Source organism: Thauera aminoaromatica (assembly GCF_000021765.1).
In the GTDB taxonomy this organism is placed as follows: domain Bacteria; phylum Pseudomonadota; class Gammaproteobacteria; order Burkholderiales; family Rhodocyclaceae; genus Thauera; species Thauera aminoaromatica.
This window is the reverse complement of record NC_011662.2, coordinates 1928033-1947679: the sequence shown is the minus strand read 5'-3', so window position 1 is coordinate 1947679 and position 19647 is coordinate 1928033. Positions and strand designations below refer to the sequence as shown.

Annotated in this window: 16 protein-coding genes; 7 read left to right on the top strand and 9 right to left on the bottom strand. The window is 69.2% G+C overall.

All coding sequences use genetic code 11. The features are described from left to right. Window positions 1-4: 4 nt before the first annotated feature. Both dapB and TMZ1T_RS08535 read right to left on the bottom strand, forming a co-directional pair. Complete coding sequence (gene dapB, locus TMZ1T_RS08540) at window positions 5-811, bottom strand: 4-hydroxy-tetrahydrodipicolinate reductase (RefSeq protein ID WP_004303484.1); 807 nt, start codon at window positions 809-811, stop codon at window positions 5-7. Between the two features lie 66 nt (window positions 812-877). Further along, entirely contained in the window at window positions 878-1285 is a 408-nt protein-coding gene (locus TMZ1T_RS08535) for an outer membrane protein assembly factor BamE (RefSeq protein ID WP_004303486.1), read from the bottom strand. Window positions 1286-1534: 249 nt separating this feature from the next. On the opposite strand from TMZ1T_RS08535, the gene fur reads away from it, so the two are divergent. Beyond that, window positions 1535-1975: a ferric iron uptake transcriptional regulator gene (fur, locus tag TMZ1T_RS08530; RefSeq protein WP_004303488.1), complete on the top strand. Its 441-nt coding sequence runs from the start codon at window positions 1535-1537 to the stop codon at window positions 1973-1975. A gap of 68 nt (window positions 1976-2043) precedes the next feature. Here fur and recN read toward each other — a convergent pair whose 3' ends face one another. Beyond that, on the bottom strand, window positions 2044-3699 hold the full coding sequence (recN, locus tag TMZ1T_RS08525) for a DNA repair protein RecN (RefSeq protein ID WP_012585163.1): 1656 nt from the start codon (window positions 3697-3699) through the stop codon (window positions 2044-2046). An 82-nt stretch (window positions 3700-3781) separates the two neighbouring features. Beyond that, the gene (locus TMZ1T_RS08520) at window positions 3782-4663 is read right to left on the bottom strand and encodes an NAD kinase (RefSeq protein ID WP_004303492.1); all 882 of its coding nucleotides are present in this window, start codon (window positions 4661-4663) and stop codon (window positions 3782-3784) included. Window positions 4664-4782: 119 nt separating this feature from the next. On the opposite strand from TMZ1T_RS08520, the gene hrcA reads away from it, so the two are divergent. Continuing rightward, window positions 4783-5811 carry a heat-inducible transcriptional repressor HrcA gene (gene hrcA, locus TMZ1T_RS08515; protein WP_004303494.1) on the top strand — a complete coding sequence of 343 codons (1029 nt, stop codon included), beginning with the start codon at window positions 4783-4785 and terminating at the stop codon, window positions 5809-5811. 51 nt (window positions 5812-5862) lie between these two features. Next, window positions 5863-6960 carry a ferrochelatase gene (hemH, locus tag TMZ1T_RS08510; RefSeq protein ID WP_012585162.1) on the top strand — a complete coding sequence of 366 codons (1098 nt, stop codon included), beginning with the start codon at window positions 5863-5865 and terminating at the stop codon, window positions 6958-6960. 87 nt (window positions 6961-7047) lie between these two features. On the opposite strand, the gene TMZ1T_RS08505 is transcribed toward hemH, so the two are convergent. Next, window positions 7048-8412 carry a serine/threonine protein kinase gene (locus TMZ1T_RS08505; protein WP_012585161.1) on the bottom strand — a complete coding sequence of 455 codons (1365 nt, stop codon included), beginning with the start codon at window positions 8410-8412 and terminating at the stop codon, window positions 7048-7050. Between the two features lie 169 nt (window positions 8413-8581). Between TMZ1T_RS08505 and TMZ1T_RS08500 the strand changes: the two genes are divergently transcribed. The 4 genes from TMZ1T_RS08500 (at window position 8582) to TMZ1T_RS08485 (ending at window position 14359) form a co-directional block, all read left to right on the top strand. Next, on the top strand, window positions 8582-9901 hold the full coding sequence (locus tag TMZ1T_RS08500; protein WP_004303498.1) for a TRZ/ATZ family hydrolase: 1320 nt from the start codon (window positions 8582-8584) through the stop codon (window positions 9899-9901). Between the two features lie 100 nt (window positions 9902-10001). Then, window positions 10002-10700 carry an OmpA family protein gene (locus TMZ1T_RS08495; protein WP_004303499.1) on the top strand — a complete coding sequence of 233 codons (699 nt, stop codon included), beginning with the start codon at window positions 10002-10004 and terminating at the stop codon, window positions 10698-10700. Window positions 10701-10807: 107 nt separating this feature from the next. Then, window positions 10808-11512, top strand: a complete 705-nt coding sequence (ubiG, locus tag TMZ1T_RS08490) for a bifunctional 2-polyprenyl-6-hydroxyphenol methylase/3-demethylubiquinol 3-O-methyltransferase UbiG (protein WP_004303501.1) — start codon at window positions 10808-10810, stop codon at window positions 11510-11512. A 141-nt stretch (window positions 11513-11653) separates the two neighbouring features. Continuing rightward, complete coding sequence (locus tag TMZ1T_RS08485) at window positions 11654-14359, top strand: bifunctional acetate--CoA ligase family protein/GNAT family N-acetyltransferase (protein WP_004303503.1); 2706 nt, start codon at window positions 11654-11656, stop codon at window positions 14357-14359. 422 nt (window positions 14360-14781) lie between these two features. Here TMZ1T_RS08485 and TMZ1T_RS08480 read toward each other — a convergent pair whose 3' ends face one another. The 4 genes from TMZ1T_RS08480 to TMZ1T_RS08465 all read right to left on the bottom strand — a co-directional run bounded on the left by TMZ1T_RS08480 (window position 14782) and on the right by TMZ1T_RS08465 (window position 19560). After that, window positions 14782-15453, bottom strand: coding sequence for a LutC/YkgG family protein (locus tag TMZ1T_RS08480; protein WP_012585160.1), 672 nt, complete (start codon window positions 15451-15453; stop codon window positions 14782-14784). Between the two features lie 23 nt (window positions 15454-15476). Then, window positions 15477-16916 carry a LutB/LldF family L-lactate oxidation iron-sulfur protein gene (locus tag TMZ1T_RS08475; RefSeq protein ID WP_012585159.1) on the bottom strand — a complete coding sequence of 480 codons (1440 nt, stop codon included), beginning with the start codon at window positions 16914-16916 and terminating at the stop codon, window positions 15477-15479. After that, window positions 16913-17746 (bottom strand): (Fe-S)-binding protein, encoded by an 834-nt coding sequence (locus tag TMZ1T_RS08470; protein ID WP_004303507.1) that lies wholly within the window; start codon window positions 17744-17746, stop codon window positions 16913-16915. The genes TMZ1T_RS08475 and TMZ1T_RS08470 overlap by 4 nt, the downstream gene beginning before the upstream one ends. 113 nt (window positions 17747-17859) lie before the next feature. Beyond that, entirely contained in the window at window positions 17860-19560 is a 1701-nt protein-coding gene (locus TMZ1T_RS08465; protein WP_004303509.1) for an L-lactate permease, read from the bottom strand. Window positions 19561-19647: the final 87 nt, after the last annotated feature.

The window sequence follows — 19647 nt, the reverse complement described above, 5'->3', positions numbered from 1 at the left end:
GGCCTCAGCGCAGGCCGAGCACGTCCTGCATGTCGTAGAGCCCCTTCGCACGACCGGCGAGAAAGCGCGCCGCCCGCATCGAGCCGAGCGCATAGGGCATGCGGCTGCCCGACTTGTGGGTGATCTCGATGCGCTCGCCGATGCCGGCGAACAGCACCGTGTGGTCACCCACCACATCGCCGCCACGGATCGTCGAAAAGCCGATGGTCTCGGCGCTGCGCTCGCCGGTGTGGCCCTCGCGGCCATAGACAGCGCAGGTCTCGAGGTCGCGTCCAAGCTCGCGTGCGACGACCTCGCCCATGCGCAGCGCCGTGCCGGAGGGGGCATCGACCTTGAAGCGGTGGTGGGCCTCGATGACCTCGACGTCGTAGCCCTCGGAGAGGATGCGCGCGGCGACCTCGAGCAAGCGGAACACCGCGTTCACGCCCACCGCCATGTTGGGCGCGAAGACCACGGGAACGTGCTCGGCAGCGGCGGCGATCGCGGTCTTGCCGGCGGCATCGAAACCGGTCGTGCCGATCACCATCGCCTTGCCGGCGGCACGCGCGAGCGCGAGGTGCGCGAGCGTGCCCTCGGGTCGGGTGAAGTCGATCACGCAATCGGCCGCGCCGATCGCGGCGGCGGCATCGTCGGTGATGAGCACGCCGGTGGCCACGCCGGCCATCTCGCCGGCATCGCGACCGATGAAGGGGGTGTCGCTGCGATCGAAGGCGGCGGCGAGCACGACACCCTCCTCCTTCAGCGCGGCCTCGATCAGCATTCTGCCCATGCGCCCGGAGGCACCGGCGATCGCGACTCGAATCTGGGACATCGGATTGTTTTCCTGCATCAATGGGCCGGCGCGGACGACCGACCCGGGATGAACCCGGGCGCCGCCTCAGCGCGCGCTGGCGGGGGGGATCTCGACCACGCGCGAGCGCTCCTGCGCCGCCGCGGCGGGCGTACCCGAGGCGGCAGCGACGTCGCCCTCGATGCGGTCGAGCACGTCGCCCGTGAAGAACAGCGAGATCACGCGCTGCTGCGCCTCGCCACTGCCCGGGCGGAAGCGATAGACGTAGTCCCAGCGGTCCTTGCGGAACATGTCGACCACCAGGGGGGAGCCGAGCACGTAGCGCACCTGGTCGCGGGTCATGCCGCGGCGAAGCTGCGCGACCATCTCCTGGTCGACGTAATTGCCTTGGCGGATGTCGATCCGGTAGGGGTCGACCAGGCCGACAACGGAGTCGAAGGAGCAGCCTGCAAGCAGGCCGGAAGAGACGATGAGCGCAGCGAGGAGGGAACGCATGGGAGAGTGGGCGCCGGGATGCGACCGGGGTCGCAGTTCTCAGTTAGGGGCAAAAAATATAACATAGCCGCGATCGACGGCGCTCGACCGCCATTGCCGGAGACTGCCCGCGGGGGCTCCTGCCTGCTGCGGCGCACACCGTAACGGGCTGGCATCGACCTCCCGCGAGTCCCTGGACAACGGTCGGCCAAACGGCCTTCGCAGGCTCCCGCAACCCGATCTCCCGCAAGTCAACCTCATCCAGAGCCCATGTCCGACAACTCCAGGAACCTGAAAAGCATCGGCCTGAAGGCGACCTACCCCCGCCTGAAGATCCTCGACCTCTTCCAGAGCTCGGAGCAGCGCCACCTGACCGCGGAGGATGTATACCGCACGTTGATGAACGAAGGCATGGACATCGGCTTGGCCACGGTCTACCGCGTACTGACGCAGTTCGAGCAGGCCGGACTGCTCGAGCGCCACTACTTCGAGTCGGGCAAGGCGGTGTTCGAACTCGCCGAAGGCGGCCATCACGACCATCTGGTGTGCATGCAGTGCGGCAAGGTCGAGGAGTTCTTCGACGCCGAGATCGAACGTCGGCAGAACCAGATCGCGCTCGAACGCGGCTTCGCGATCCGCGAGCACGCGCTCTACATCTACGCCGACTGCCAGCGCGAAAACTGCCCCAACCTCGGGCGCGAGAAGGACTGAAGCCGCGCCGGACCGAGGCATCGCGACGGATGCGCGCCAGCGCCGAGGGCGCGCGGACGACGCGGAAATCAGCGCCGGCCGAGCATCTCGGCCGCGTGTTCGCGGGTGGTCGCGGTGATATTCACGCCGCCGAGCATGCGCGCGACCTCCTCCACCCGCGCCGCGTCGTCGAGCGGCGCGACCTCGCTCAGCGTCTCGCCGCCCTGCTCGCGCTTGGCGATGCGCCACTGCCAGTCCGCGCAGGCCGCCACCTGGGGCAGGTGGGTGACGCAAAGCACCTGGCGATCCTGCCCGAGGCGGGCGAGCAGCTTGCCGACGATCTCGGCGACGCGACCGCCGATGCCCACGTCCACTTCGTCGAAGATCAGCGTGGGCACCGCGCTGTCGCGGCTGGTGATGACCTGGATGGCCAGCCCGATGCGCGACAGTTCGCCGCCGGAAGCCACCTTGGCGAGGCTGCGCAGCGGCTGGCCGGCATTCGCGGCAACACGGAACTCCACCTCCTCGACGCCTGCCGCGGAGGGTGCGCAAGGTGTGAGCGCGACCTCGAAGCGGCCACCCGCCATCGCCAGGTCCTGCATCGCGGCGGCGATCTCCTCCGACAGCCGGCGCGCGGCGGGGAGGCGCGCCGCGGTGAGCTCGGCCGCGACGGACTCGAAGGCGGCCCGCGCCGCCTGCGCCGCCGCGGCAAGGCGCGCCGGATCGGCGGTCGCTTCCAATGTGTCCAGGCGCTCGCGCCACTGCTGCGCGAGCGCGGGCAGCTCCTCGGGCTGGACGCGATACTTGCGCGCCGCCTCCATGACCGCGGCGATGCGGCGCTCGAGCTCGGCGAGACGTCCCGGATCGAGGTCGAGCCGGTCACGATAGCGGCGCAGGGCGTGCAGGGCCTCGTCGGCCTGGATGGCGGCGGCGGAGATCAGTTCGCGCACATCCGCCAGCCCGGCGTCGAAGTCGGCCAGCGCGGCGATGCGGCCGTCGAGGCGGCCCAGCACGGAGCACACCGCAAGTTCACCCTCGCCGAGCGCCACCACCGCCGCCTCCGCCCCCTCGATCAGGCTCGCGGCGTGGGCCAGGCGAGCGTGCTCGGCATTGATCTCCGCCCATTCCTCGATGTCGAAGCCGACCTGCTCGAGCTCGCGCAGCTGCCAGGCGAGCAGCTCGCGCTCGCGCGCCGAGCTCGCCGAGTCGGCCTCCGCTTCGCGCTGCAGGCGCAGCAGGCGCTGCCACTCGCGGTGGCGCGCGGCCACCTCGGCGACCAGCGCCCCCGCGCCCGCCTGGGCGTCGAGCAGGGCACGCTGCGCGTCGGTGCGCAGCAACGCGTGGTGGGCGTGCTGACCATGGATGTCGGCCAGCCACTCGCCGGCGGCGCGCAGCTGAGCGAGCGTGGCCGCCACGCCGTTGATCCACGCGCGGCTGCGGCCGCCCATATCGATCGTGCGGCGCAGGATCAGCATGCCCTCGTCGGCGGGCAGTTCCTGCTCGACGAGCCAGGCAGCGAGTCCCTCGCCGGCGGGCAGGTCGAATTCGGCGGCCACGTCGGCGCGCTCGCGGCCGCTGCGCACCATGGCTGCCTCGCCGCGCCCGCCGAGCGCGAGCCCGAGCGCATCGAGCAGGATCGACTTGCCGGCGCCGGTCTCCCCGGTCAGCGCACCGAAGCCGGCGGCGAATTCGAGGTCGAGGCGATCGACGATGACGAAGTCACGGATGGTCAGGCGGCGGAGCATGGCAGCGGCGGTCGCGGGTGGGGTTGGGACGGGACGACGGGGCCTGAGGAGTGGCGGCGCGGAGATCGGGCGGCGGGTGCGCTCACACCCTCGGCGCCGCGCTCCAGTGCAGCTTCTGGCGCAGCATCGCGAAGTAGGAATAGCCCTCGGGATGCAGCAGGCGCAAGCTGCGGCTCGAGCGTGTCATGCGCACGCAGTCGCCCGCGCGCAGGTCGAAACGGGTCTGGCCATCGAAGTGCACCCGGGCGTCGTGCGGCGGCAGCAGCACGATGTCGATGCGGCAGGAGTCGGGCAGCGTGATCGGGCGTGCGGTGAGCGCGTGCGGGCACAGCGGCACCAGCGCGATCCCGCCCACGCTCGGGTGCAGGATCGGGCCGTTGGCCGACAGCGCGTAGGCGGTCGAGCCGGTGGGGGTGGATACGATCATGCCGTCCGAGCGCTGGGTGTAGACGAACTCCTCGTCGATCGACAGCTCGAACTCGATCATGCGCCCGAGCTCGCCCTTGTTCACCACCACGTCGTTGAGGGCGAGCGTGTGGAACACGCGTGCGCCGCCGCGCAGCACCTCGACGTCGAGCATGAAACGGTCCTCGGCGGTGAAGGCGCCGTCGAGGATCTCGGCGAGGCGCTCGGTGGCCGAGCTGCGCGCGATGTCCGTGAGGAAGCCGAGGCGGCCGAGGTTGACGCCCACCAGCGGGACGCCGTGCTCGATCAGCCGGCGCGCGGTGTGCAGCATGGTGCCGTCGCCGCCGATCACCACCGCGAGGTCGGCGCTCGCGCCGATATGCTCGTAGCTTGCCACCGGGAAGTCGTGGGCGCCGCCGATGGAACTCGCGGTGCCCTGCTCGATCAACACCGCAAGGCCGCGATCGCGCAGGAAGCGGGCGATCGACAGCACCGACTCGGCCACGTCGGGGCTCTGATATTTGCCGATGAGGGCAAGCGTGCGGAATGGCGTGCTCATGGGCGCCGATTAAACCACAATCGTCCCCGCGCTTGACACCGCCGCGCCCGCGCGCGGTGGCCCGCAGTGGCCAGCGCGGGCGTGCTTCAATAGAATCGGCCTCTCGACTCCAGGCAGCCATGAATCCGCTCGACGCACGCTCCCAGATCCTCCTCAAGACCCTGATCGAACGCCACATCGCGGACGGCCAGCCGGTCGGCTCGCGCGCGCTGTCGCGCTATTCCGGTCTGGAGCTGTCGCCGGCGACGGTGCGCAACGTGATGAGCGACCTCGAGGAGATGGGCTTCATCGCCAGCCCGCACACCTCGGCAGGCCGCATCCCGACCGCGCTCGGCTATCGTTTCTTTGTCGACTCGCTGCTCACCGTGCAGCCGCTCGAGAACGCCCGCGTGCGCGCCCTCGAAGGCCAGCTGCTGCCCAACCAGCCGCAGCGCCTGATCAGCTCGGCCTCGCACCTGCTCTCCGAACTCACCCAGTTCGCCGGCGTGGTGGTGGCACCGCGCAAGGACGCGGTGCGCATCCGCCAGTTCGAGTTCATCAGCCTGGCCGAAAATCGCATCCTGCTGATCATCGTCACCACCGGCGGCGACGTGCAGAACCGCCTGCTGATCACCCGGCGCGCCTACACGCCGACCGAGCTAAACGGCGCTGCCGCCTACCTCAACGAGCACTTCGCCGGCCTGTCCTTCGAGGAGATCCGCCGCCGCCTCGGCGACGAGCTGCGCCAGCTGCGCAGCGACATGAGCGAACTGATGACCGCGACCGTCGACGCCGGCTCGGAAGCCGCCGAAGACAACGCGGCGAGCTACGTACTTTCGGGCGAAACCAAGCTGCTCGACGTCGAGGACCTGTCGAGCAACATGTCGCAGCTGCGCGAGCTCTTCAGGCTCTTCGAGCAGCGCACCGGCCTGCTCCAGCTGCTCGACCTGTCCAACCGCGCCGAGGGCGTGCAGATCTTCATCGGTGGCGAATCCGGCCTCGCCCCGCTCGACGGCTGCAGCGTGATCACCGCGCCCTACGAGGTCGACGGCCAGGTGGTCGGCTCGCTCGGTGTCATCGGCCCCACCCGCATGGCCTACGACCGCGTGATCCCGATCGTCGACATCACCGCCCGGCTGCTCTCGAACGCCCTCTCCTCCAAGCACTGATTCCGGCGTGCGCCTGCCTTGCCGTGCGCACGCCCCCACCCGAGGACCACGATGCCCCGTTACCGGCCCGAACCGATCCACCGTCACGACAGCACGCCGCGCACCGGCGTGCTGCTGGTCAACCTGGGCACCCCCGCCGCCCCCACCGCCGCCGCGCTGCGTCCCTACCTCAAGCAGTTCCTTTCCGACCCGCGCGTGGTCGAGATCCCGCGCCTGGTGTGGTGGCCGATCCTCAACGGCATCATCCTCAACACGCGGCCCAAGGCCTCGGCACAGAAATACGCCAGCATCTGGACCGACGAGGGCTCACCGCTGCTGGTGCACACCGTACGTCAGACCAAGCTGCTCGCCGGCTATCTCGCCAAGGACGGCTACGACGGGCTCGACATCGATTACGCGATGCGCTACGGCGCACCCGCGATCGGCGACACCCTGGACGCGATGCGCGCGCGCGGCTGCACCCGCATCCTGGTGGTGCCGATGTACCCGCAGTATTCCGCGAGCACCACCGCCACCGTGGTCGACGAGGTCGGCCGCAGCCTGGCGCGCTGGCGCAACCAGCCCGAGATGCGCTTCGTGCGCAATTTCCACGACGACCCTGGCTACATCGATGCGCTGGTGAAGAGCGTGCGCGAGCACTGGGCGGCCAACGGCGAGCCCGAGCGCCTGCTGCTGAGCTTCCACGGCGTGCCGCGGCGCTCGCTCGATCTCGGCGACCCCTATCACTGCGAGTGCCACAAGACCGGCCGCCTCGTCGCCGAAGGCCTCGGCGTGGCACGCGAGCGCGTACTGGTCACGTTCCAGTCGCGCTTCGGCAAGGCAGAATGGCTCAAGCCCTACACCCAGCCCACCCTGGAACAGCTCGCCGCCGAGGGCGTGCGCCGCGTCGACGTGATGTGCCCGGGCTTCGTCGCGGACTGCCTGGAGACGCTGGAGGAGATCGCGCTCGAGTGCAAGGAAGCCTTCCTGGAGAAGGGCGGCCAGGCCTTCCACTACATCCCCTGCCTGAACGAGCGCGACGCCTGGATCAAGGCGCTGGCCGCGCTGGTGCGCAAGCACCTGGGCAACTGGCTGGAGATCGCCGCGCCGGACGCCGCCGCGCGCAGCGCCGCACTCGAGCGCGCACGCACGCTCGGCGCCGGGCAGTAGCCGCGATGCCCGCCCGCACAGACTGGCCGAAACAGCCCGGCTCGGAGGGATTCAGGCGGGTGCGGGCGGACTCCACCCGCAATTCATTCAGTAGTCGACGATCTGCAGGTCGTGCACGACCGGCGCCGCGCGCACCGCACGCACCGCCGCGGGGGCGTGCTCGGCCGCCTGGCGCGACACCGCCGCAAGCCGGCGCACGGCGACGGTGCCAAGCTGGCGACGGAAGCGCTCCAGCACTTCCTCGCTCGCAAGCGCGAGCGCGGCGGGGTTGACTTCGAGATAGCTGAGCTCGTCGAGCGACACCGCGCTCAGCAGCTGCTTGTGCTCGAGCTGGTCGAGCCAGGCCTGCTCGCCGAAAACCTCGCCCGGCCCCACCTCCAGCACCCGCCGCCCGCCGATGGAGAGCTCGACCTTGCCCTCGAGCACGATCCCGAAGCGCTGATCGAGGTCGCCCTCGCGCATCAGGCCGAGGTCGCTGCCGACCTTGCGCCAGGCGCAGATCCGCATCACCTCCCACAGATCCACGTCCTCGAACTCGGTGAAGAAGGCCAGTTTGCGCAGGCGCGCGAAGCGCTCGGCGTCGTGGTGCACGTGACCTTCGTCGAGGATCTGGTAGCGGACCGCGGCGAGGTCCTTGGCGAACTCCGCGCCGTTGCGGTAGCGCGAATAGAGGTCCTTCTCGAGCGCCTTGCGGATTACCGCGTCCATCTGCTCGGGCACGTCCGGGTTGAGCTGCGAGACCGAGGGCGGATCGGCGTTGATGATCTTATAGACGAGCTGCGCCGGATTGCTCGCGCGGAAGGGCAGCCGCCCGGTCAGCATGTGGAACAGCAGCACGCCGAGCGAATACAGGTCGGTCTTCTGGTTGAGCGGATAGCCCTTGATCTGCTCCGGGCTCATGTAGGCCGGGGAGCCTACGCCCATGATGAAGGTCGAGTCGGTGTCGAGCTTCTTGTTGATGTTGAGCGCGAGGCCGAAGTCGGTGATCTTCACGTTGTCCTGCTCGTCGACCAGGATGTTCGCCGGCTTGATGTCGCGGTGCACGATGCCCTGGCGGTAAGCGTGGTCGAGCGCCATGCAGCACTTGAACACGATCCCGATCGTGCGATGGATGGGCAGCAGGTTCTGGAAGCTGCAGTAGCGCTCCAGCGAGCCGCCCGGGAAGTACTCCATCACCACGTAGGCCTCGTCGGGCTCGATCGAGGCATCGTGGATACGGATGATGTTGGGGTGGTCGAGGCGGCCCGACACCACGCGCTCGGCCTTCAGCAGCTTGATCAGGCGGCGGTTCCACTTCGCCTCGTCGCGCGCCTTGTCGTCGAAGCGCACGTGCTTGAGCGCCACCGGCTCGGGGTAGTCCGGGGTCTCGGCGAGATAGACCACCGCGGTCGCGCCGCGGCCGATCTCCTTGATGATCCTGTACTTGCCGATGCGTTCGGGAATCCGGTTCATGCTGTCTTGCAGGGCGGGGGCGCCCGCGCGGCCGGCGGGCTTCGGCGCGATTGTTGCACGATCCGGTGCCGGCGTGCGCCTCCACACCCGCAGCGACGCGCGGGATTGTCCGCCCGGGCCGCGCATGCTTGAATGAGGCTCTCCCCGCAACTGCCCGCCAGGAGCCGCCTTGAGCGAAGCCGTAGACCTGCTGATCAACGCCCGCTGGATCGTCCCCGTCGAACCGCGCGACGCTGTGCTCGCCGACCACGCGGTGGCGATCCGCGGCGGACGCATCGTCGATCTCCTCGGCCAGGACGAGGCGCGCACGCGCTACGTCGCGGACGAGGTGGTCGAGCTGCCGCGGCACCTGCTGATCCCCGGCCTGGTGAACCTGCACACCCACGCCGCGATGAGCCTGCTGCGCGGCATCGCCGACGACCTGCCGCTGATGCGCTGGCTGGAGGAGGCGATCTGGCCGGCCGAGAGCCGTCACGTTTCCGCCGCCTTCGTGCGCGACGGCACCCTGCTCGCCGCGGCCGAGATGATCCGTGGCGGCATCACCACCTGCAGCGACATGTACTTCCACCCCGAGGCGGCGGCGGAAGCCTTCGCCGCCGCGGGCATGCGCGCGGTGGTCGGCGCGGTCGTGCTGGAATTCCCCACCTCGTACGCGAGCGACCCCGAGGACTACCTGCGCAAGGGCCTGGCCGCCCGCGACCGCTGGCAGGGCCACCCGCGGCTCGGCTTCTCGATCGCCCCGCACGCGCCCTACACCGTCTCGGACGACAGCTTCCACCAGGTGCAGACCCTCGCGGACGAACTCGGCCTGCCGATCCATGTGCACATCCACGAGACCGCACAAGAGATCGCCGACTCCCTCGCCGTCCACGGCTGCCGGCCGCTCGCTCGCCTCGCGCGCCTCGGCGTGCTCGGCAGCAATCTGATCGGCGTCCATGCGGTGCATCTGGACGAGGCCGACATCGAACTGCTCGCCCGCCACGGCTGCAGCGTCGCGCACTGCCCCACCTCGAACATGAAGCTCGCCAGCGGCATCGCGCCGGTGCCGCGCCTGCTCGCCGCCGGCGTCCCGGTCGGCCTCGGCACGGACGGCGCGGCGAGCAACAACCGCCTCGACCTGCTCCAGGAGATGCGCCACGCCGCGCTGCTCGCCAAGGTCGGCAGCCTGGATGCCACCGCGGTACCGGCGCATGCCGCCTTGCGCATGGCCACGCTCGGGGGCGCGCGCGCATTGGGCATGGACGATCGCATCGGCTCGATCGAAAAAGGCAAATGCGCCGATCTTTGCGCACTCGACCTTTCCGCACCGCAATGCCGGCCCTGTTTCGATCCGGTGTCGCATCTCGTCTACGTATGCGGTCGCGAAAACGTCTCCCACGTGTGGATCGACGGCGAAACCCGCGTGGACAAAGGCGTCTCGCTGTTGCATATTAACGACACCGAATTGCTCCGGCTCGTGTCGATGTGGCAAACTAAGCTCGGTAATTGAACTGGATATACTGGTACAAACCGACACGAAGACGGCAGATTCGCCAGTCTTCATTTCGTTCAGTGGCAATTCCGGCGACTCGCCCTTCAAAGAGGAAACCATGATCAAACAATCCAAGAAGCAGATGCTCATGCTGGCCGCCATCGCCTCGATCGGCCTGTCCGCCCCGAGCGCTTTCGCTCAGGTCAGCGACGTCGTCGTCGCCGGCAAGGGTGAAATCCCCTACGTGATCGACGCGCGCAACGTCGTCGCTCGCAGCGGCACCGGCCTGTGCTGGCGCACCGGCTACTGGAGCCCCGCCGCCGCCTCGACCGCCCTCGCCGGCGACCTGCCGGTCGGCTGCGCTTGCGACAAGGACATCGTCCCCGCCGACAAGTGCACCGTGAAGGCTGCTGCCGCGGCTCCGGGTCCGAAGCCCACCGCCGACAAGGTCAAGCTGTCGGCCGACGCCCTGTTCGACTTCGACAAGGCCGTCCTGAAGGCTGAAGGCAAGGCCAAGCTCGACCAACTCGCCGCCCAGGCCAAGTCGCTCAAGCTGGAAGTGATCCTCGCCGTCGGCCACACCGACCGCCTGGGTTCCAACACCTACAACCAGCGCCTGTCCGAGCGTCGCGCCGCCGCCGTCAAGACCTACCTGGTCTCGAAGGGCGTCGATGCCAACCGCGTCTACACCGAAGGCAAGGGCGAAACCCAGCCCGTGACCGGCAACAAGTGCGACAAGGTCGGTGGCCGCGCCGCGCAGATCTCCTGCCTGCAGCCGGATCGTCGCGTCGAAGTGGAAGTCATCGGCTCCAAGTAATTCCGGAGTCGGTAACCCGAAAGCCCTGCCTCGGCGGGGCTTTTTCGTTTGTGCCGGGCGCGCGCGCACCCGGTGCCCGTGCGTGCAAGCAAGGACCCTCGAACGCCATGAACACCGTCAACGCCGATCCCGCCGAACTGCAGAAATTCAGCGACCTCGCCCACCGCTGGTGGGACCCCGCCTCCGAGTTCCGTCCGCTGCACGAGATCAACCCGCTGCGCCTGGGCTGGATCGACGGCAAGGCCGCGCTCGCCGGAAAGAAGGTGCTCGACATCGGCTGCGGCGGCGGCATCCTCGCCGAGGGCATGGCCGCGCTCGGCGCCGAGGTGACCGGCATCGACCTATCCGAGAAGGCGCTCAGCGTCGCCCGCCTGCACCTTTTCGAGAGCGGCCACAAGGTCGACTACCGCCACATGAGCGCAGAGGCACTCGCCGAGGAATCGCCCGGCCGCTTCGACGTCGTCACCTGCATGGAAATGCTCGAGCACGTCCCCGATCCGGCCAGCATCGTCACCGCTTGCGCCCGGCTGGTAAAACCCGGCGGCCACGTCTTCCTGTCCACGCTCAACCGCAATCCGAAGTCCTACCTGTTCGCGATCGTCGGCGCCGAATACCTGCTCAAGTTGCTCCCGGCCGGCACCCACGAGTACGCCCGCTTCATCAAGCCCTCCGAACTCAGCCGCCATTGCCGCAATGCGCACCTGGACGTGCAGGAGATCATCGGCCTGTCCTACAACCCGCTCGCCAAGACCTACTCGCTCGGCCGCGACACGGACGTAAACTATCTGATGCACACCGTCGCCGCCGGCTGAACCTCGTCCGGACAGCTCGAGTTCGACGCGGAGAACCGGGCGCTGGCGGGCCGCTCGACCCGGCCGCAATTCAGTTCATGCATGTGCGGCAGGCATGCATTAAACTGCAGACGAGCGATTCCCTCCCCGGGGAGCAAGGCGATGAGCTTCCGCCACCTGAAAAGCCTGTTCAATCCACGCTCGATCGCCGTGATCGGCGCGAGCGCGCGCGAGCGCCGCATGGGCAACGTGCTCATGCGCAACCTGCTTTCGGGCCAGTTCGCCGGCCCGATCATGCCGGTCAATCCCCGCCGAACCTCGGTGGCGGGCGTGCTCACCTACCCGAGCATCGCCGCGCTGCCGCAGACGCCCGACCTGGCGATCATCTGCACCCCCGCGCCGCTCGTGCCCCGCCTGGTGGAGGAGCTCGGCGAACGCGGCGCGCGTGCCGTGATGGTGATGGCCAACCAGCTCGACACCACGCTCGGCGCCGACGGCCGTCCGATCGAGCGCAGCATCCTCGAGATCACCCGCCGCTACGAGATGCGCCTGCTCGGTGGCGGCACGCTGGGCATCCTGGTACCCGGACTCGGGCTCAACGCGACCTTCTCGCAGATCGCCGCGCGCCCCGGCAAGCTCGGCTTCGTCTCCCAGCGCGACACGGTCGGCACCATGGTGCTCGACTGGGCGCTGCGCAAGAAGGTCGGCTTCTCGCACTTCGTCTCGCTCGGCGACAGCCTGGACATCGGCTTCGGCGAGGTGCTCGACTTCCTCGCCGCCGACTCGGGCACGCGCGCGATCCTGCTCTACATCGAATCCATCCAGGATCGCCGCGCCTTCATGTCGGCCGCGCGCGCCGCCGCGCGCAACAAACCGGTGATCGCGATCAAGGCCGGACGCTCGCCCGACAACCCGCTGATGGGCGTCTCCGACCCGCTCTTCCTCGAGATGCCCAACCTGGTCAGCCACGACGACGTGCACGACGCGGCGCTGCGCCGCGCCGGCATCCTGCGGGTGGACCAGCTCGAGGAGATGTTCGGCGCCGCCGAGACCGTGCTGCGCGCCCGCCCGCTGCGCGGCAACCGCCTGGTCGTGCTGAGCAACGGCGGCGGTGCCGGCCTGATGGTGGAGGACAGCCTCTACCTTGCCGGCTACAGCCTGCCGGCGCTCAAGGAGCAGACCATCGAGCGCCTGCGCCGCTTCATGTCGCCGGCCTGGAACGGACGCAATCCGCTCGAGATCCGCGTCGACTCCGAGCCGGCCTGCTACGAGCGCCTGCTCAAGATCCTGCAGGAAGAGCGCGACGGCGACGCCGTGCTGCTGATCCACACCCCGAACGCGCTCTCCAGCAGCATCGACACCGCGCAGCAGGTCATCGCCACCGCACGCGAGACCGGCATCAACCTGATGACCTGCTGGGTGGGCGACGAGAGCGTGGAGAAAGAGCGCAACCTCTTCATCAACGCCGGCATCGCCACCTTCGACTCGCCCGAGCACGCGGCCAGCGCCTTCCTGCACATGCACCGCCACCGCATCGCCTCCGAGGTGCTGATGGAGGTGCCGACCTCCGAACCCGAAGCCTTCAAGCCCGACGCCGCGCGCGCGCGGGCGGTGATCCAGGGCGCGCTCGCCCAATCGCGTGCCAGCCTGACCGAGTCCGAATCCAAGGACGTCCTCGCGGCCTATGGCGTGCCCGTCATCCAGACCCACCTCGCCGCCACCCCCGAAGAGGCCGCGCAGATCGCCGGCCGCATCGGCCTGCCGGTGGCCTTGACCCTGATGTCGCGCGACATCCGGCGCAAGTGGGACGTCGGTGGCGTCGCGCTCAACCTCGAGAGCACCGAGGCGGTCCAGGTCGCCGCACGCGGCATGATCGAGCGCGCCGGCCGCGCCGAGCCGCCGGTGTCGGTGAGCGGCTTCACCGTGCAGCGCATGGTGATGCGCGGGCACGCGCGCCAGCTGCTGATCGGCGTCAGCACCGACCGGCTGTTCGGACCGGTGATCGTGTTCGGCGAAGGCGGTCGCGCGCTGGAGATCTTCCGTGGCCTCGCGGTCGGCCTGCCGCCGCTCAACAAGCCGCTCGCCGACGACCTCATCACCCGCAGCAAGGCGGCAGCGCTGCTCGAGGCGCGCAGCCACCTCCCCGCGGCCGACCGCGACGCGCTCGCGCTCACCCTCACCAAGGTCTCGCAGATCGTCGTCGACCATCCCGAGATCCACGAGATGGACATCAACCCGGTGTTCGTCGACGAGCACGGCGTGCAGGCGCTCGACGCCCACATGCGCCTGCGTCCGGCCACCGCCCACGAGCACCGGCTGGCGATCCAGCCCTACCCGAAGGCGCTCGAGGAGCCCTCTCGGCTGCGCGACGGCCGCCCGATCCTGCTGCGCCCGATCCGCCCCGAGGACGAGCCGGCGCACTACGCCTTCCTGTCGCGGCTCACCCGCGAGGACTTCATCTATCGCTTCTTCAACTACATCCCCGAGTTCCCGCGTCGCGAGATGGCGCGCCTGACGCAGATCGACTACGACCGCGAGATGGCCTTCATCGCCACCGCGACCGGCCCCGACGGCAAGCCCGAGACCCTAGGCGTTTCGCGCGCGGTGGCCGATCCGGACAACCACACCGCCGAGTTCGCCCTCGTCATCCGTTCCGACCTCAAGCGCCAGCGCCTGGGCTCGATCCTCATGGACAAGCTGGTGCGCTACGCGCGCGAGATCGGCATCCAGCGCCTCGTGGGCGAGGTGATGGGCGAGAACGAACCGATGCTTGGCCTGCTGAAGCACCTGGGCTTCAAGCTCAAGGCCTCGGAGGAGCCGGGGGTGGTGCGGGCGAGCTTCGAGCTCCGACCACCATCGGAGGGGTAAGGCGAGTCGACGGAGGCGCGAGCAGCGATTCATGAGGCGACGCGGCGCCGGTAGGCGGTCGCCGCGATCGCGACTTGCGTCGCTCCTACAGAAGAAGCTGCGGGTGCGGGGTGCGCGGCGATGGAACGGCCCCTGAGATCGCGACTTGCGTCGCTTCTACAGAAGAAGCTGCGGGTTTGGGTGCGCGGCGAGGGACCGGTCTCGGACATCGCGACTTGCGTCGCTCCTACAGAAGAAGCTGCGGGTTTGGGGTGCGTGGCGAGGGACCGGTCGCCGCGATCGCGCCTCGACGGAGCCGCGGAAACACCTCCGCATCGCCGGAGCCGCGCGGTAGGAGCGACGCGAGTCGCGATTCCGCCGCTCCGGCAAGCCGCGGTGTGGATCGTCGACACGGCCGGGCGCGCCCACGATCCGCGCCGCGCTCAGGCGTCCTCGATCACCAGCGCCAGCAGCTCCTTCGGCCCGTGCGCACCGTACGCCAGCGTCTGCTGGATGTCGGCGGTCTTGGACGGTCCCGACACCAGCAGCGCGTTGGTCGGCAGGCCGTCGGTCCAGCGCTGCGCGTGCATGAGCTCGAAGAGGTTGTCGCGCACCTCGCTCGCGTTCAGCAGCGCGATGTGAAGCGGCGGCACCAGGCTCATCAGGCGCGGCTCCTGCGGGCTCGGCCACAGCACCAGGCTGCCGGTGGCGGCGATGCCGCCGAGCGTGCCGGTAAGGCTGGCGGGCGTATGGAAGAAGAGCTCGTCCTTCCAGGCCTCCACCGGGTTCTCGTAGCCCTTCAGGCGCAGCGCCGCATCCTGTGCACGCACGTGCTCCGCCAGGCGGCGGCCGTGCACGGTGGCAGGCGAAACCAGCAGCTCGTCGATGCCGCGCGCGGCGAGCGCCTCCAGCACGCGCTGTGGCCACTCCGCCACCGTGGTGACGAGCGTCTCGCCATGCACCGCCTCAAGCATGCGGCGCAGGCGCGCGATGCGCTCGTCCGCCGCATAGCGCCAGGGATCGGTGACCAGGCCGATGTCGTAGTCGTCGGCGACCGGGGTCGTCCCCGCGAGGCTGGCGCGCAGCTTGCCGAGGATCCGTTCTTTCGCATTCATTCGGGTTTCGCTCCTGGCGTCGTTCATTGCTCGCCCAGATGCTCGCGGGCGAGCTCGTGCAGGCTGCGCGCGGCCGGTTTCGGCGCGCTGCGGTAGCGCGTCCACGGCCCGATGTCGGCCGGCATCAGCCCGCGCAGGCGGGTGCCCGCGTACATCGCCGCGCGGTACAGGCCCGGAGAGGTGTTGAGCGTGCGCCACACCCTCCACACCAGGGTCTCCTTCCTGGAGTGCTTGGCGCCCTGCCCGCGCACGTGATGCGGCTCGGCCGCGGGCGCACGCACCGCCTCCTCGCGCAGGCGGCGCAGCAGGGACGGGATGGGGATCTTCACCGGGCACACCTCGCCGCAGGCGCCGCACATCGACGAGGCCGTGGGCAGGTCGCGGGTGGTCTCCAGCCCGAGCATGTGCGGGGTGACGATCTTGCCGATCGGCCCGGGATACACCGTGCCGTACGCGTGGCCGCCGATCCGCGTATACACCGGGCAGTGGTTCATGCACGCGCCGCAGCGGATGCAGTTCAGCGTCTGGCGCAGCTCGCCGTCCGCGAAGGCCTGGCTGCGGCCGTTGTCGAGCAGGACCAGGTGGACTTCCTGCGGGCCGTCGAGCTCGTCGGCCTTGCGCGGGCCGGAGATCATGTTGACGTAGGTGGTGATCGGCTGGCCGGTGGCCGAGCGCGTCAGCAGCGACAGCAGCGGGATCACGTCGCGCAGGTTCTCGACCACCTTCTCGATGCCGGTGACGGCGATGTGCACCGGCGGCACCGTGGTCGACATGCGGCCGTTGCCCTCGTTTTCCACCAGCAGCAGCGTGCCGGTCTCGGCGATCGCGAAGTTCACCCCCGAGACGCCGATGTCGGCCTCGAAGAAGTTGCGCCGCAAGGTCTCGCGGCCGATCTGGATGAGGCGATCGACGTCCTCGGTGTACTCGACCGCGAGCTTGTCGTGGAACAGCTTCGCGACCTGGCCGGCGTTGAGGTGGATCGCCGGCATGATGATGTGCGAGGGCTTCTCCGCGCGCAGCTGCACGATGAACTCGCCCATGTCGGATTCGAGGCAGTCGACGCCGCGCGCACCGAGGTAATGGTTCATCTCCATTTCCTCGGACACCATCGACTTGCCCTTGATCACCTTCCTCGCCGCGTGGCGCTCGGCGATGCCATGCACGATGGCGTTGGCCTCCTCCACCGTCTCCGCCCAGTGCACCTGCACACCATTGCGGACGAGATTGGCCTCGAGGCGCTCGAGCAGATCGGGCAGCTTGGACAGCGCGCGCGCCCGCACGCGGTTGCCGAAGGCGCGCAGGCGCTCGAGCTCGTCGCCGTCGGGAAACTGGTTGCGGCGCTTGTCCATCAGCGCATCCATGGCGCCGCGGAAGTTGCGCCGCAGCTGCGCGTCGGCGAGCGCCTCGCGCGCGTTGCGGGTGAAGGCGATCGGCTGCGCGGGGGTGTCGGCGACGTGGCTCATCGCACCCCTCCCGTGCTCGCGGAAGTCGTGCGGCGCAGCAGGAAGCTCGCCAGGTGCTCGCCCCGAAGCGTGTCGCCCTGCTTCTCGAAGCAGCCGTTGATGTTGAGCAGGCAGCCACAGTCCGCGCTCACCACCTCGGCCGCGCCCGAACCCTTCAGCGCGGCGGTCTTGTCCTGCACCATGGCGCCCGAGATCTCGGGCATGCGCACGCTGAAGCTGCCGCCGAAGCCGCAGCACTCGCTCTCGTGGTCGTGCTCGACGCGCTCGACCCCCGCCAGCTGCGCGAGCAGCGCGCGGCCATGCAGGTGGGTGTTCATCTCGCGTCGCGCCGAACAGGACGTGTGCAACGCGAGCCTGACCGGCGCGCCGGTGTGCTCGAAGCGGACCTTGCACACCTCCAGCAGGAACTCGGCGAGCTCGAAGGTGCGCGCGGACAGCGACGCGACCTGCTGCAGCGTCTCCGGCTCGTCCTTGAAGAGCTCGAAGTAGTGATGGCGGAACATGCCGGCGCACGAGCCCGACGGGATCACCACCGGCCAGTCGCCGGCGAAGAGCGCGAGCTGCGCGCGCGCCACCTCGCGCGCCTCGTCGGTATAACCCGAGGTGTAGGCCGGCTGCCCGCAGCAGCTCTGCGCCTGCGGAAAATGCACCCGGATGCCCTCGCGTTCGAGCAGGCGGATCGCGTCCATCCCGGCACCGGGAAAGAACACGTCGATCACGCAGGTGCCGAACAGGTACACGTCGGCCGGCTTGGCCGGATAGCTGCGCGCGGCCTCGAGCGGCGGCGCGACACGTGTGGCGTTGGCGGGTGCGGAGGACAGAGGACTCATGCGCTTCGGCTCCGGAATTTCATCGTTCTGAAGTGCGATGCAGCCGCGGCAGGGCCGCGACGGCAGGAAGGACGGATGCGCGGGGGACGCCGATGCGTCCCTCCGCGCGGGACTCAGCTCGCGGCGAGCAGCGGATCGGACACCCCGAGGACGTAGATCGCGATCATCGCCACCGTGCCGGTCATCAGCACGTAGTACACCGTCGGCCAGAAGGTCTTGCGCAGGATCGCGCCCTCGCGGCCGAGCAGACCCACCGTGGCCGAGGCCGCCACGACGTTGTGGATCGCCACCATGTTGCCGGCGGCCGCGCCGATCGCCTGCACCGCCACGACCATCGCCGTGGAGATGCCGAGCGAGGTCGCCACGCCGAACTGGAACTGGCTCAGCATCATGTTGCTGACCGTGTTCGAGCCGGCGATGAAGGCACCGAGCGCGCCCACCGACGGTGCCAGCAGCGGATACACGTTGCCCACGCTGTCGGCCACCCACTTGGCCATCGCGATCGGCATGCTGGGCAGGTCGGCGGCGTTCACCCCCGAGTTGATCAGGATGCGCACCATCGGCACGGTGAACAGCAGCACGAAGCCGGCGCCGAGCAGCACGCGCGAGGACTCGCCCACCGCCTTCACCAGCGAGCGCGCGTGCATGCCATGCAGGAACACGGTGATCAGCACCACCGCCACCAGGATGCCGCCGGGCAGGTAGAGCGGCTGGAAGTCCGCCTTGATGCCCTTCTCGCCGAGGATGTCGGCGAACACGATCACCACCGACTTCATCGCCCCGCCGATCTCGGGGAACACGCGGCTCAGCACGAGCAGCGCGCCCACCAGCACATAGGGCAGCCAGGCGCGGAAGATGCTGATCGGCTGGTGACGCGGGAGCTGATCGAGCTTCATCTCGACGCTGCCCATCCACTCGCTCGGCCACTCCTTCGGGTCGGCGAAGTCCCAGGTCTTCTTCGGCACCAGGAAACCGAAACGCGCCGCGGTGGTGACGAGGGCCAGGCCGACCAGGCCGCCGAGCAGCGAGGGGAACTCAGGCCCCAGGAAGACGCCGGTGAAGGCGTACGGGACGGTGAAGGCCAGACCCGCGAAGATCGCGAAGGGCAGCACCTCGAAGCCAGCCTTCCAGCTCTTCTCGCGGCCGAAGAAGCGCGTCAGCATCATGACCATGATCAGCGGAATGACGGTGCCGACCATGGCATGGATGATCGCCACGTTGCTGGTGATCACCTGCAGGAAGACGTCCCAGCTCGAGCCCCTGGCGGCGAGCTGCGCGCCGATCGTCGCACTGTCGAGGCCGCTATTGACGCCGATGATGATCGGCGTGCCCACGGCACCGAAGGACACCGGCGTGCTCTGCACCAGCATGCCGAGCAGCACCGCCGCCAGCGCCGGGAAGCCGATCGCCACCAGCAGCGGCGCGGCGATCGCCGCCGGCGTGCCGAAGCCCGAGGCGCCCTCGATGAAGCAGCCGAACAGCCAGCCGATGATGATCGCCTGGATGCGGCGGTCGGGGCTAATCTTGGCGAAGCCCGCGCGGATCGCGGTGATCCCGCCCGAGTACTTCAGGGTGTTGAGCAGCAGGATGGCGCCGAAGATGATCCACAGCACCCCGATCGTGATCACCAGCCCCTGCAGGGTCGAGGCGAGCACGCGGTTCAGGCTCATCTCCCACACATACAGGCCGATGCCCGCAGTGAGGAAATAGACGACCGGCATCGCGCGCTTGGCGGGCCAGCGCAGGCCCACCAGCAGCACCGCGGCGAGCAGGATCGGAGAAAAGGCGAGGAATGCGAGCGTACCAGGCTGCATCGGAATCTCCCCCTCAGGCCGGCGCGCGCATCACGCGCGCAGCCTTGAACATCGAACCAACCGTCATTGCCCCTTCCCCCTCGAATG

Coding starts and splice junctions, on each gene's coding strand:
- dapB (WP_004303484.1), bottom strand. CDS start 811: ATGTCCCAGATTCGAGTCGCGATCGCCGGTGCCTCCGGGCGCATGGGC.
- TMZ1T_RS08535 (WP_004303486.1), bottom strand. CDS start 1,285: ATGCGTTCCCTCCTCGCTGCGCTCATCGTCTCTTCCGGCCTGCTTGCA.
- fur (WP_004303488.1), top strand. CDS start 1,535: ATGTCCGACAACTCCAGGAACCTGAAAAGCATCGGCCTGAAGGCGACC.
- recN (WP_012585163.1), bottom strand. CDS start 3,699: ATGCTCCGCCGCCTGACCATCCGTGACTTCGTCATCGTCGATCGCCTC.
- TMZ1T_RS08520 (WP_004303492.1), bottom strand. CDS start 4,663: ATGAGCACGCCATTCCGCACGCTTGCCCTCATCGGCAAATATCAGAGC.
- hrcA (WP_004303494.1), top strand. CDS start 4,783: ATGAATCCGCTCGACGCACGCTCCCAGATCCTCCTCAAGACCCTGATC.
- hemH (WP_012585162.1), top strand. CDS start 5,863: ATGCCCCGTTACCGGCCCGAACCGATCCACCGTCACGACAGCACGCCG.
- TMZ1T_RS08505 (WP_012585161.1), bottom strand. CDS start 8,412: ATGAACCGGATTCCCGAACGCATCGGCAAGTACAGGATCATCAAGGAG.
- TMZ1T_RS08495 (WP_004303499.1), top strand. CDS start 10,002: ATGATCAAACAATCCAAGAAGCAGATGCTCATGCTGGCCGCCATCGCC.
- ubiG (WP_004303501.1), top strand. CDS start 10,808: ATGAACACCGTCAACGCCGATCCCGCCGAACTGCAGAAATTCAGCGAC.
- TMZ1T_RS08485 (WP_004303503.1), top strand. CDS start 11,654: ATGAGCTTCCGCCACCTGAAAAGCCTGTTCAATCCACGCTCGATCGCC.
- TMZ1T_RS08480 (WP_012585160.1), bottom strand. CDS start 15,453: ATGAATGCGAAAGAACGGATCCTCGGCAAGCTGCGCGCCAGCCTCGCG.
- TMZ1T_RS08475 (WP_012585159.1), bottom strand. CDS start 16,916: ATGAGCCACGTCGCCGACACCCCCGCGCAGCCGATCGCCTTCACCCGC.
- TMZ1T_RS08470 (WP_004303507.1), bottom strand. CDS start 17,746: ATGAGTCCTCTGTCCTCCGCACCCGCCAACGCCACACGTGTCGCGCCG.
- TMZ1T_RS08465 (WP_004303509.1), bottom strand. CDS start 19,560: ATGCAGCCTGGTACGCTCGCATTCCTCGCCTTTTCTCCGATCCTGCTC.